The sequence below is a fragment of the Pseudoalteromonas rubra genome, from assembly GCF_004212645.1.
Classification (GTDB): Bacteria; Pseudomonadota; Gammaproteobacteria; order Enterobacterales; family Alteromonadaceae; genus Pseudoalteromonas; species Pseudoalteromonas rubra_G.
The window spans coordinates 39743-52884 of sequence record NZ_PPUZ01000031.1 but is presented as its reverse complement, the minus strand read 5'-3'; the positions used below and the strand labels follow the sequence as shown (position 1 = coordinate 52884).

The window sequence follows — 13142 nt, the reverse complement described above, 5'->3', positions numbered from 1 at the left end:
ACGACGGAGAATGGTGTTATCACACACCATTCTCCAACTTGAGCAAGGCCCTTAAGGCTTGCTATTTGCCGAATAATAGCTCCCAGAAACCCGGCGGTTCGTGTAGCTCGTGGTACTCTTTTCTCAATTCATCTACCTGCTTGAGCAATTGTTTGGCCTGCTGTATTTGTGCCTGCTTAACTAAGCTTTGTGCCTCACGGATGATCTCAGACACTTTGTCCAGCCCTTGCAGCGATTGTGATTTTACATCCGCTTTAAATTGATGTTGTTTACTCTGTTGGAGCAACGATAGCATGGTGTCCAGATGCCTGTTGACCTCTTCCGCTTGTTGGGCTTCCATTGCTTGTTTATATGCATGTCCCATGTTTTTCATGGTCTGGTTCAGATCCTGGCCCTGCTGCGCGCTTACCACCTGGGCAAAACACACAGAAAAAAGAAATATTATCAAGCGTCTCATTTTTCCCCCTCTAACAAGAATGGGCTAGTATATAAGTTAAAGTGCAACAAAAAAACTGTTCGACCTGTCATTGAGGAGCACAATGAAACAAATAATCACGCCCGTTGTACTGCTGCTCTTCGTTACTTTTACAGGCTTTGCACAATCCATCTCTGTCACCTTTGTCAACCCGGGTAATAGACAAGCAAATCCAACAGGCGCATTCTGGCATAACGTCACAAAGGTCATGGAGGCCGCCGCACAAGACCTAGACATTGAGCTCACTACCCTGTACGCCGAGAGAAATCATATTGATATGAAAAAGCTGGCGCAGCAAGCACTCAACTCCCCTGCCGATTACTTGATCCTGGTGGATGAAAAAGGCGTGATAACGGATGCTTTATTAACGGTTCCGGGAGAGCACAAGCGAATAGCATTTCTACTCAACAGCCCGGATAAACTCGCACTTAAGCGCATTGCAGCTAAGGGGATTGGTGTGCTTGGCTCAGTTACGCCGGATAATTACCAGGCCGGCAGGATACTTGCAAAATTGCTCCATGAATCTCTACCCGAGGGCAACAGACAAACCACAGACAGACATGTCATGCTGGCGCTGCTCGGTGATGTCGCTACCAATGCCGCAATTGAACGCGAACAGGGCCTGCTTGGCTACACCAACCGCACTTATGGCGTAAACTTGGTTGAGCGAGTCGATGCCCAATGGTCCGAACAAAATGCCTACGAATTGGCCAGAGGGCTGTTACAAAGGTTTCCTGACACACGTCTGATCTGGTGCGCAAACGATGCAATCGCAACTGGCGCAGCACGTGCCGCCACTGATCTTAAACTCAGAGATCAATTACATATCGGCGGCATTAATTGGGATCAGGGTCATGAAAATGTCATTGATATTTCACTGGGCGGTCATGTGCTGTTGGGTGGCTATTTACTGACAGAGATTAGAAAATTCCAAAACCGCAAGATCAGTGCTATCGGCGAGCAAAAAATTGCTATTTTTCAGCCATATTCTGAAAATTTCAGACCTTTATACCAGGCTATCCATGGCACTGGCTTGAACAAGATTGACTTTAAACAGTTCACGACAGGCGACCAAAGTTACAGTATTAAGACACTGAATCAGCAATTAAAATTTTAATTTTTTTATCCGCCTTCTGAAAAATAAAATACCATATAAGTTGCATTTGCAACAAACATCAATCTACAAAACCCGCCCGCGAAGTATAAATTTTGCACAGCGCGATTTTCCTTATTTTTTCATTATTGACAGCGCTGACATTCCCTGTTTTAGTTATAAGGGTTAACAACATGTAATATAGGTAAAATTATGAAAACCAAAGTTCTAACAAGCGTAAAGTACTCATTGCTCGCTCTGGGCGTCACAGCTGCACTCGGTACAGCACAAGCCGCAGAGACGCAGCGCGTCATTGTCACAGTTAAAGATTCAGCAGTCGCCAACACGTTGCCGATGCGCGTCTCTGAGGCTGAACTTGCTCAGTTCAAAGCACAGGAGCTTGCCAGCGTTGCTACTCAAGCGAATGCGCAAGCTATCGAAACCCTGCCCAGTGTCAATGCTGTTGTCATGGAGCTAACTCCTGAACAACTCACTGAACTGGAAGCAAGTGGCAGTATTGAGTCTATTGAAGTCGACCCTAAGCGCTATTTGCCAGAGGTGATCAGCGAATCAGTTGTACCTTATGCAGAATCAGTTCCATACGGCATTAACATGGTGCAGGCAAACCTGGTCAGCGATGCCAGCGCGGGTAACAAAAAAGTGTGTATCATGGACACAGGTTATACACGCGGCCACCCTGACCTTCCCAGCACAGGTATTACCGGCAACGACGGTCATGGATCAAACGACACAGGTAACTGGTATCAGGACGGCAACGGACACGGTACGCACGTAGCCGGTACCATTGCGGCCCTTGGTGGCAACGGACAAGGTGTGGTAGGCGTCAACCCATCAGGTCAGCTTGGTTTACATATCGTTAAGGTCTTCAACGACCAGGGCCGCTGGGCATATGGCTCAGATCTGATCAAGGCGATTGAGCAATGTGAAGCAGCTGGTGCAGATGTGACCAGCATGAGTTTAGGTGGCAGTGGCAGCTCAAGTGCAGAGCGTAACGCATTTGCATCAAGTGCACAGCGCGGTATGCTCCACATTGCAGCTGCAGGTAATGGCTCCAACAGCGCTTTCAGCTATCCGGCATCTTATGACGCTGTGGTATCCGTCGCAGCCGTAGACAGCTCTGAGCGCGTCGCCTCTTTCTCACAATACAATAGTCAGGTAGAAATTGCCGGCCCAGGCGTAGGCGTTAACTCGACATGGAATGACAACCGCTACAAGAGCATCAGTGGTACGTCAATGGCAACTCCCCATGTATCTGGCGTAGCGGCACTGGTTTGGAGTAACTTCCCGCAATGTAGCGCTGCTCAGATCCGTTCTGCCCTGAACGCGACAGCAAAAGACAAGGGCTCGGCCGGACGCGATAACTACTATGGTCATGGTATCGTACAGGCAAAAGCCGCCTATGATTACCTGGTTAACGCCGGATGTAGCGACCAGCCGGTTTTAGTTGCAGACTTCAGCGCCACACCAAATGGTCTGAGTGTGCAGTTTAGCAACAAGTCTAGCTCAGGTACTTACAGCTGGAACTTCGGTGATGGTAACACCAGCGCTCAAACCAGCCCAAGCCACACTTACGCACAAGCCGGTACCTATAATGTTACCCTGACAGTGACAGGCGCAAACAACAAAACCGCGTCGAAAAGTCTTAATGTTACGGTTACAGATGGTAGCAACGGCGGCGGTTGTAGTGGTGTAGAAGCCTGGAATGCAGGTACTTATTACAGCACTGGCGACAAAGTATCGTACAGCGGCTATGAGTATCAGGCGACCTGGTGGTCACTAGGTGCACGCCCAGATATCTTCAGCAATGTATGGCGCAAAGGCGCACAATGTAAATAAACCAGTATCAAGACAGCGCTCAGGGATGAGGTTGTCGCATCGGGAGCAAGCAAAATGCTTGCTCCTTTAATACAAAGAGAGTGTCCCTGCCAGAATGACAGTAATACTAAACCATTGGTAACCTTTTAGCCTTTCCTTGTAAAAATAGACACCCAGCAATGCCGCACTGGAAATACCAATTGCTCGCTTGATAGCTTCCATCACCCCCGGCTGCAACTGTTGCAAAGCGAATAACTGACATAACACAGCCACCGCAAAGGCCAGCGCCGCACACGCCCACAACCACTTCGCACTCGATAGTCGCTTAACCGATAAGGTAGGTTTAAATACCATACCGTTGATCAGCACCACAGACGCCGTCAGATAAATCAAATGAAAGCTGACTTCGCTATATTGCAAGGCCTGTTTATCAAACACGATACACATCCCCCAGCACAGCGCGGTTATCAACACATAGCCGGCGCCTTGTTCGCGAATTGCCAGCCTCCCCCCTTGCAGGATAAAAGAGCCTAAAGTAATGGCGCCGAGCGCTATAATTTGCGCCTCTCCAAGCGCCTCACCTAACCACAACCAGGCGAAAGCACCAGACACCACAGGTGTAATAGACAACAAAGGCAACATCACAGCAATCTTACCCACGGCCAGGCCACGAATAAAACATACACTACCTATCGCAGCAAGCAGGCCACTGACTGTGCCCGGTACAAAGTAACCAGCCTCTGGCAACGGCGCTTGCAGCCACCCCCAGTAAATCAGGTATCCGGGCAATACCAACAAGCTGAACATAACGGACATCAGAGGCGCACTAAAGTCCTGCGCCAGTTGTTTACGCAGAAAATCAAAGCACGCCCAGCACAACGCACTCAAAAGTGCACTCAGCATAGTGGCTCACCGAGTTGCTTCAGGCACAATTCACTCTGACGTAACATGTAGGATGTGAGCTTTGGATGATCGGGCTTCCAACCCAGTAAGAAACGCTGAAAATCAGCCCAGACAAATGACCATAGCAGACGCCAGCTCTTTTCAAGGGCGTTAATTTTTGTCTCTGGCCAGTGTGTGCTCAGTGCCTTATTCAAAAATTTAAAATATTGGTCAAGGCACGTTTGTGCATGCATTTCCAGTTGCGGATCACTGTATAAACTGGTCAGCAGCAACATGACGTCACTGATGCCGATGCCTTTGCCAATATGCTGAAAATCGTAACCCAGTGCACCTTTGCCGGAAAAAGCAAAGTTGGCCAGTTTTGCATCACCATGAATGCAGGTCTGGAAGGCACATATCTTCAACTGATGATCTATCTCGGACGCATAGTGTTTTAACTGACCTGAAGCCATACGCGCATATTCATCCGGGCGGGTATCCAGGTGCCAGTAGTTCCCTTGTACATCAATGTCTGTCAAAGCCGGTGAAACAAGACCGACAGCATGAAATTTTGCAAGCCATTGTAGCATCTGCTCAACTTGTTCGGTGTCTGCTTTCCTGACATTGTGATACCCCTGAGCTTCAAAGTCTGCAAACACACAAATAAACACGTCGTCCTGCTGGGCCAGCGCCTTCACCTCAGGCAAAGAGCAAGCATGGGCATAGTGCCTGGCAGTTTGACGATAAAAGTTAAGCTCCTTGAGATAAGACAGGTATTTGCGACGCAATGAATGCTGGCTTTGAGTGATATGACGATGTGTCAGTTGCTCTGGTACTGCCGCTACTTTGGCAACGAGCGCTGAGTCCTGATATGTGAACTTATAAATGTGACCACATCCACTCCACAGCGCCTGGCTGTGTTGTGGTTCAGGCAGCATGGCCAGGACATGGGAAATCAATGCGGTAGTTGACATAGCGCTCCCTCAAATCTTTGTGACATTGAACAGTTATGCTTTTAACAGTGTAACATGTCTGCCTTTGTCTACCCAGCCACAACGAAATACATAGAAACAAAAAAGCCCCGTATCAACGGGGCTTTAAGAGACTAACTAACAATTCGTATTATTGGTTAACGACAGATTTTACTGTGCCAGATGCGGTGTTTTCGTCCAGCAAATTCAAATCAAAGTCAAACTCGTCAACGCGGATCGCTTTTTCACGCTTGCGGTTATAATCGATCAACTGTGCGTATTCGGTCTCAGTGATAACCTTAGCAATCAGGGCGTTATCAAGCGTTTCGTAGAAGCGTACACCCGCTTTGATTTCGCGTTTTTTAAGTGCTTTTTTAACTTTACCCAGTAAGTCCAGACACGCGATCTTCGCTTTGTATGCCTGCTCGTTGATATCGTGTCCATCGCCCGCTTGAGGCTTAACCAGGTGTGTCAATTGCGCTTTGAACGCCGTATCTAGCTGTGCCGCCGTCGCCAATTCACGTACCAAGTCGTCGTTGATCTGTGGCATTGAATGGCTGAACTGCATGGTCAGCACGCGCATAAACTTACGCGTACCTGGTGCAGGGAAGTTATCCAGGAATTTATGCAGTGCTTGCTCCGCTTCAACCAACGCATAACGTGTCGCGTAGTGGAAGTAAGGTGCAGCGGCTTCACGGTCAGTTACAGCTACTTTCTGCTCGTAATATTTAATCGAAGCCATAGCCGCGTATAGATAGCTCATCACATCGCCCAAACGCGCAGATAGCATCTCAGCTTGCTTAAGCTTACCACCCAAGACCAGCAAGGAGAAATCAGCATAAACAGCCAGCTTAGCAGACAGGCGCTGTGCCGCCTTCTCGTAAGGTTGTACCTCAGGCAGACTCGACTTGCTGCTTGCTGTAAATGGCAGCACACCCAGCTTAAAGGCACGCAGGCTATTCGCCACACTGTAGCCCACGGTTTGACGCAAAATCTTGTTAAAGGTTTTGTCGGCATTTGCTTCTTCGCTGTGAATTGCTTCAACCATAGACTGCAGGTATGGATGACAGCGCATTACACCCTGACCAAAAATCATCAGGTTACGAGTAAGTATGTTAGCGCCTTCTACCGTAATTGCGATAGGCTGAGCAACATAACCACTGGCCAGCGTGTTCTGCGGGCCATTCTGGATAGCTTTACCAGCCAGAATATCCATTGCCGAGTCCAGTACGTCACGGCCAGTTTCCGTCATGTGATATTTCGCAATCGCGGTTACGACCGACGGCTTCAGACCCATGCCCAAACCTTCTGTGGTTAGCACACGCATGGCTTCCTGAAGGTAGGTTTTACCAGCAATATCAGCCAGCTTTTCCTGAATACCTTCGAACTGGCCGATGGCCAGACCAAACTGTTCACGCACCGCGGCATATTCAGAGGCTGATTTTAGTGCAACCTGGCTGGTAGATACACCCAGCGCAGGCAGTGAAATACCACGACCAGCACCAAGACAGCTAACCAGCATTTGCCAGCCGCGACCAATGTTCTGTTGGCCGCCAATAATGAAATCCATTGGAATAAAGACTTTTTCGCCACGTGTAGTACCGTTGTAGAAACGGATCCCCATAGGATCGTGGCGATTGCCCAGCTCAACACCTGGGTGCGATTTGGGGATCAGGGCACAGGTGATCCCCAGTGACTCTTTACCGCCGAGTAACCCTTGCGGATCGAACACTTTAAATGCCAGCCCCAGTACGGTTGCGATAGGCGCCAGTGTGATGTAACGCTTATCCCAGGTGACTTCCAGGCCCAGCACCTCTTCACCGTTGTACTGACCTTTAGTAACAATACCTTGATCAGGGATACCACCGGCATCAGAGCCTGCCTCTGGGCTGGTCAATGCAAAACATGGGATATCTGTGCCATTGGCAAGACGCGGCAAGTAATGTGCCTGCTGCTCTTTGGTGCCGTAGTGCATCAGCAATTCACCCGGACCAAGCGAGTTAGGGACCATTACCGTCACGGCAACAGCCGAAGACTTAGTTGCGATAGTGCCCACTATGGTTGAATTTGCATAAGGGCTGAATTCTCGACCACCGTACTCTTTAGGAATGATCAAAGAGAAGAAACGCTCTTTTTTCAAAAATTCAAGGATATGATCTGGCAAATGCTTTTCGTTCTGTATCACAGAATCGTCAATCATCGCCATTAGCTCTTGCACAGGACCATCCAAAAACGCTTGCTCTTCACTGCTTAATTTGGCTTCCGGTACCGCGCGCAATGCGTCGAAGTCTGGTTTCCCGCGATAGATAGAGCCTTCAAGCCATACATCACCCGCATCGAGTGCCTCTTGTTCAGTCACCGAAATGCTTGGCAATATTTTTCTTAGTTGTGTTCTTAAACTCATAATAAACTCATCCGACCAGATTGATATACCTACATTACGGCACAAAATTCAGTTTAGATCAATTACTCTACGTTACTTTTTAACGGGTTTTTTACTGAAAGGTCTGAGTTGTTTAAAAAATTTCTAAATAATTAATAGCTTACAAGTGTTCGCTGAATTGGATTTTTTGAGTGATTTTTATACTAAAAAAGTGTCGAAGAGAAAACTTTCGCTGCCCGCCGTTGCACGGGCACGGATTGGATAAACAACAGAAGCACTAAAAATCAGCAACCTGAGCTGAACACAGTGCTTTAATCGTATCCGGACTGAGCGCTAACTCCAGGCCTCGTCGACCACCGCTAACATAGATGACCTCATAATTGAGTGCGGTTCTGTGCAACATCACAGGTAAGCGTTTTTTGTGTGCAAACGGGCTGATCCCGCCTAACTGATAACCCGTTGCATTTTCGGCCTGCTGCTGCGTTGCAAGCTGCGCCTTTTTGCCCTTACAGCTCTTAGCAAAAGCTTTTAAATCAACCAGTTGAGTAGAGGGTGTGACAGCAACAACGAGTCGGCCATCAACACTGATAACCAAAGTTTTAAACACTTGTTGCGGTGCCAAAGCCAATGCTTCTGTCGCTTCCTGAGCAAAATCTGTGATGCCTGGGTCGTGGTCAAACTTGAGTATATCGAAACCGGCTTTGTGCTTATTGAGTAGTTGGATAGCGGGTGTCATGCCTTTTAGTCCTGTATCTGGCTGTCTTAAAAAGTTCAATGGCGCGTCATAGAGAATAACCCCAACTTAGGGTAGACAAAACGCCAATTTAGACTAAAGTCTAATTACCTCTACACGCACTGTATTATTGCGCCGGAGAGTCGTTATGAGCAAGTACCTTGTTCGTATCGCAGCCGTTTGTGCGGTTAGCTACGTGGCATTATCTTTTTTGACTAATGAGTATTACTTTTGGGAAAGCAGTGTGGCCTGTGCGTCCAAGTGTAAACGATTGGGCTGTACCGATGGACTTCTTTTAACAGGACACAGTCGAACAGTGCTGGCATGTAAATGTACTGGGGATATGGATCATCTCATGCTGTTAAACTGAGAGAAAACGGCGCCGTTAAGCGCCGTTTGTTTTTCTCAAGAATAATCTGAAAACACGTTAAACACGTACTTACTTAGTCAGGTCATCAAAGAACTTTTTGACACCGTCAAAGAACCCCTGCGCTTTTGGACGGTTTTTGCCTGCATCGCTGCCCATGCTCTCTTCAAGCTCTTTAAGCAGCTCTTTTTGTCTGTCATTCAAATTAACCGGTGTTTCGATCACAACTTTACAGATCAGGTCGCCTACAGCACCGCTGCGCACAGATTTAACGCCTTTACCGCGCATTCTGAACATCTTTCCTGTCTGGCTTTCAGAAGGCACTTTGAGGTTTGCTCTGCCATCAAGCGTCGGTACTTCAATTTCACCACCTAATGCGGCTGTGGTGTAACTGATAGGCACTTCGCAATACAGATTATTACCATCACGGACAAAGATCGGGTGCTCTCTTACGCTCACCTGAACATACAAGTCGCCAGCCGGCGCACCATGCATACCCGCTTCGCCCTCACCTGACAATCTGATACGGTCGCCTGTATCAACGCCAGCAGGGATTTTAACAGACAGAGTTTTGGTCTTCTCAACGCGACCCTGACCATGGCAACTATCACAAGGGTCAGCAATCACCTGGCCGCTCCCCTGACAGGTAGGACAGGTTTGTTGCACCGCAAAAAAGCCCTGGCGCATTTGCACCTGTCCTGCACCGTGACAGGTAGAGCACGTCTTAGGCTTAGATCCAGACTTTGCACCGCTGCCATCACAAGGCTTACAGGACACCCAGGTTGGAACCTGGATCTCGACCTCTTTGCCTCGTACAGCATCTTCCAGGCTCAGATCCAGGCTGTAGCGCAAGTCTGCTCCGCGCTGTTGGCGTGACTGACGTCTGCCGCCTCCAAAAATATCACCGAATACGTCCCCGAAAATGTCACCAAAATCAGCACCGCCGCCAAATCCACCATGGCCTGCACCACCGTTTTGTTCAAAGGCAGCATGGCCGTATTGATCATACATCTGGCGTTTTTGACTATCAGTTAAGACTTCGTAGGCTTCTTTTACTTCCTTAAACTTTGCTTCCAGCTCAGCATCGCCCGCCGTTCTGTCTGGGTGATACTTCATTGCAAGGCGTTTATAGGCCTTTTTAATCTCACGTTCACCGGCGTCTTTTGATACCCCAAGAACGTCGTAATAGTCTTGTTTTGACATAGTTCTCACACATCTTACTGAGCGATCAGCCACTATGATGACCGCCTGGCGAATAGGTGTTTAATTGTGCCACAGATGAGGCTTAGTGCCTCTGTTCTTCCACTTATCCGCTCTAATTTAAATACGTCAGAGCCTGCTTACCTTTGCCATTCGCGAGAACTTGAAGGATAAACAGGCCCTGTTTAGCACCTCAGGCTAGGCCTGTGTGCGCTTACAAGTCAACAATTACTTGTCGTCTTTTACTTCTTCAAACTCAGCATCTACTACATCGTCGTCAGCTTTGTTTGCTTGCTGTGCACCTGCATCAGCGCCGCCAGCTTGTTGCGCCTGCGCTTTCGCCTGAGCAATTTCCATCAGCTTTTGAGACTTCTCTGCAAGTGCCTGGGTCTTAGCATCGATTTCTTCTTTGCTTTCGCCTTTAATCGCTGTTTCCAGCTCAGACAGTGCCGCTTCGATTGCTGTTTTGTCGTCAGCAGGTAAGTCGTCGCCAGCTTCTTCAATTTGCTTGCGAGTCGCGTGAACCAAAGCGTCAGCCTGGTTACGAGCGCCTACCAGCTCTTCGAACTTCTTGTCTTCTTCGGCATTCGCTTCTGCATCACGAACCATTTTTTCGATTTCATCGTCGCTCAGACCTGAAGACGCCTGAATCGTGATCTTCTGCTCTTTACCTGTGTCTTTGTCTTTCGCGGATACATGCAAGATGCCATCCGCATCAATGTCAAAGGTTACTTCGATTTGCGGTACGCCGCGCTGTGCAGGACGAATACCTTCCAGGTTAAACTGGCCAAGAGACTTATTGTCGCTTGAACGTTTACGCTCACCCTGCAGTACATGGATAGTTACCGCAGACTGGTTGTCTTCTGCTGTTGAGAAAGTTTGCGACTTCTTAGTAGGAATAGTCGTGTTTTTCTCAATCAGCGCAGTCATTACTTGACCCATAGTCTCAATACCCAGAGACAGAGGGCAAACGTCTAGCAGTAGTACGTCTTTTACGTCACCAGCAAGTACACCACCTTGAACCGCAGCACCAACGGCTACCGCTTCATCAGGGTTAACGTCTTTACGAGGCTCTTTACCAAAGAACTCAGCAACTTTCTTCTGTACCAGTGGCATACGTGTTTGACCACCTACCAGGATGATGTCATTAACGTCGCTTACAGACAAGTCTGCGTCAGCCAGTGCACGCTTCAGCGGCTCGATAGACTGTGCAACCAGGTCTTCAACTAGTGACTCAAGTTTTGCACGCGTCAACTTCACGTTCATGTGCTTAGGACCTGTTGCGTCAGCAGTAACATAAGGTAGGTTAACCTCAGTTTGCTGTGCAGATGAAAGCTCGATTTTCGCTTTTTCAGCTGCTTCTTTCACACGCTGCATTGCCAGCGGATCAGTTTTCAGGTCAATGCCTTGGTCTTTTTTGAATTCAGCAACCAGGTAGTTGATTACGCGGTTATCGAAATCTTCACCACCTAAGTGCGTGTCACCGTTAGTCGCCAGTACTTCGAATGTGTGCTCACCTTCAACTTCATCAATCTCGATGATTGAGATATCGAATGTACCACCACCTAAGTCATACACTGCAACAACGTTGTCGCCTTGTTTTTTGTCCATACCGTAGGCAAGTGCCGCTGCTGTTGGCTCGTTGATGATACGTTTTACATCAAGACCAGCAATACGACCGGCATCTTTTGTTGCCTGACGCTGTGAATCGTTGAAGTAAGCAGGAACAGTGATTACCGCTTCTGTTACTTCTTCGCCAAGGAAATCCTCGGCAGTCTTTTTCATTTTCTTCAGGACTTCAGCAGAAATCTGAGGTGCTGCACGCTTTTCGCCACGTACTTCAACCCAGGCATCGCCATTGTCAGCTTTAACAATCTTAAATGGCATGATGCCGATGTCGCGCTGTACTTCTTCGTCTTCAAAACGACGACCGATCAAACGCTTGATTGCATACAGTGTGTTCTGAGGGTTAGTCACAGCCTGACGTTTTGCCGGTTGACCTACTAGCGTTTCGCCCTCTTCGGTAAATGCAATAACCGATGGCGTTGTACGATCCCCTTCAGCGTTTTCGATAACGCGTGTCTTATCACCATCAAGTACCGCTACACAAGAGTTAGTAGTACCTAAATCGATTCCAATAATTTTACCCATGTGAATCTTCTCCGACTTCAAAAATTCGTTGTTCTGTTAGATGACTTGATAAATAGGGGCGGCAATTTGTAATTCAAGCGTCACAACAAAAAAAAAGTGATTTTTTTTGAAATTTTTTCGCCATGCCGTTTTTTTCATCAAAAAACGCCGAAATTTGACTTTTTAAACCTGGTATGACCAGATAAGAAACATTAAAAACAAACCAAAAGTAAACACGATGACACTTGATCAACTTATTTCTCAGCCTGCCTTGCAAAACGCGCAGGCCCAACTTTCGTTACCAGCCAGCTGGGGCCAAGGCAGAACGGTGTTTGGCGGCCTTTCAGCGGCCCTGATGCTGCAAAGCATGTTGCATCAACTCACAGAGCAAGACAGACGCCTGCTTTCTTTTAGCTGTAATTTTGTCGGCCCGCTGTTGAGTGAAGAACCATTTGAGCTCAACACGCAGCTGCTCAGATCAGGAAAAAATGCCACTCAAATGCAAACCACCATTACTCAGAATGATCAGGTCTGCCTTGTTGCACTGGCTTGTTTTGGTAAACCTCGCACTTCGGCAATCACAGTGCCCGCCGAAGATACCTGTACCTTAACAGAGCTAAATGACAAGCAAACGCTACCTTATATAGAAGGAGTGATGCCTACCTTTATCCAGCACCTCGACCTTAATCTGCAACAAGGCGCCCTGCCTTTTAGCGCGGCAAGCTCGAGTAACATAGGAGGCTGGATGAAATTCAAGGCGCCTGCCGAGCCAAACCTATCAGTACTACATTTACTTGCACTGGCCGATGCCTGGCCACCCACGTTGCTGCAATTGTGTAAAGGACCAACGCCTGCGAGCAGCATGTCGTGGTATATCGAGTTTTTAGATGATATTGCATTACCGGGTGATGAGTGGTTTGCAATGGAGGCGGTGACTCACCAGGCTGAGCATGGTTATGCCATTGAAGATGCTAAGCTCTTCTCACAAGATGGCAAACTGCTGGCACTGAGCAGGCAAACCGTCGCTGTATTTGACAGTTGATTAATACGCCTGAGTCACTCACACTATGTG

The 13142-nt window shown here is 48.0% G+C and carries 10 protein-coding genes; 3 read left to right on the top strand and 7 right to left on the bottom strand.

Going from position 1 to position 13142, the window contains the following annotated elements:
• Positions 1 to 61: 61 nt before the first annotated feature.
• Positions 62 to 457, bottom strand: coding sequence for a cytochrome b562 (locus tag C3B51_RS11050; RefSeq protein WP_130245075.1), 396 nt, complete (start codon positions 455 to 457; stop codon positions 62 to 64).
• An 82-nt stretch (positions 458 to 539) separates the two neighbouring features.
• Here C3B51_RS11050 and C3B51_RS11045 point away from each other — a divergent pair, with 82 nt between their 5' ends.
• Positions 540 to 1592: an ABC transporter substrate-binding protein gene (locus C3B51_RS11045; RefSeq protein WP_130245074.1), complete on the top strand. Its 1053-nt coding sequence runs from the start codon at positions 540 to 542 to the stop codon at positions 1590 to 1592.
• A 189-nt stretch (positions 1593 to 1781) separates the two neighbouring features.
• Positions 1782 to 3425: a S8 family serine peptidase gene (locus C3B51_RS11040; RefSeq protein ID WP_125718241.1), complete on the top strand. Its 1644-nt coding sequence runs from the start codon at positions 1782 to 1784 to the stop codon at positions 3423 to 3425.
• 66 nt (positions 3426 to 3491) lie between these two features.
• Here C3B51_RS11040 and C3B51_RS11035 read toward each other — a convergent pair whose 3' ends face one another.
• The 6 genes from C3B51_RS11035 to dnaK all read right to left on the bottom strand — a co-directional run bounded on the left by C3B51_RS11035 (position 3492) and on the right by dnaK (position 12091).
• Positions 3492 to 4307 (bottom strand): DMT family transporter, encoded by an 816-nt coding sequence (locus C3B51_RS11035; protein ID WP_125718243.1) that lies wholly within the window; start codon positions 4305 to 4307, stop codon positions 3492 to 3494.
• Positions 4301 to 5260 carry a phosphotransferase gene (locus tag C3B51_RS11030; protein ID WP_125718245.1) on the bottom strand — a complete coding sequence of 320 codons (960 nt, stop codon included), beginning with the start codon at positions 5258 to 5260 and terminating at the stop codon, positions 4301 to 4303. Before C3B51_RS11030 ends, C3B51_RS11035 begins: the two co-directional genes overlap by 7 nt.
• A 148-nt stretch (positions 5261 to 5408) precedes the next feature.
• Positions 5409 to 7661, bottom strand: coding sequence for an acyl-CoA dehydrogenase (locus C3B51_RS11025; protein WP_130245073.1), 2253 nt, complete (start codon positions 7659 to 7661; stop codon positions 5409 to 5411).
• Between the two features lie 256 nt (positions 7662 to 7917).
• Complete coding sequence (locus tag C3B51_RS11020; RefSeq protein WP_125718249.1) at positions 7918 to 8376, bottom strand: aminoacyl-tRNA deacylase; 459 nt, start codon at positions 8374 to 8376, stop codon at positions 7918 to 7920.
• Positions 8377 to 8812: 436 nt separating this feature from the next.
• Positions 8813 to 9943: a molecular chaperone DnaJ gene (dnaJ, locus tag C3B51_RS11015; RefSeq protein WP_125718250.1), complete on the bottom strand. Its 1131-nt coding sequence runs from the start codon at positions 9941 to 9943 to the stop codon at positions 8813 to 8815.
• A 225-nt stretch (positions 9944 to 10168) separates the two neighbouring features.
• Positions 10169 to 12091: a molecular chaperone DnaK gene (dnaK, locus tag C3B51_RS11010; RefSeq protein WP_130245072.1), complete on the bottom strand. Its 1923-nt coding sequence runs from the start codon at positions 12089 to 12091 to the stop codon at positions 10169 to 10171.
• Between the two features lie 217 nt (positions 12092 to 12308).
• On the opposite strand from dnaK, the gene C3B51_RS11005 reads away from it, so the two are divergent.
• Positions 12309 to 13112: an acyl-CoA thioesterase gene (locus C3B51_RS11005; RefSeq protein WP_130245071.1), complete on the top strand. Its 804-nt coding sequence runs from the start codon at positions 12309 to 12311 to the stop codon at positions 13110 to 13112.
• Positions 13113 to 13142 lie beyond the last annotated feature (30 nt).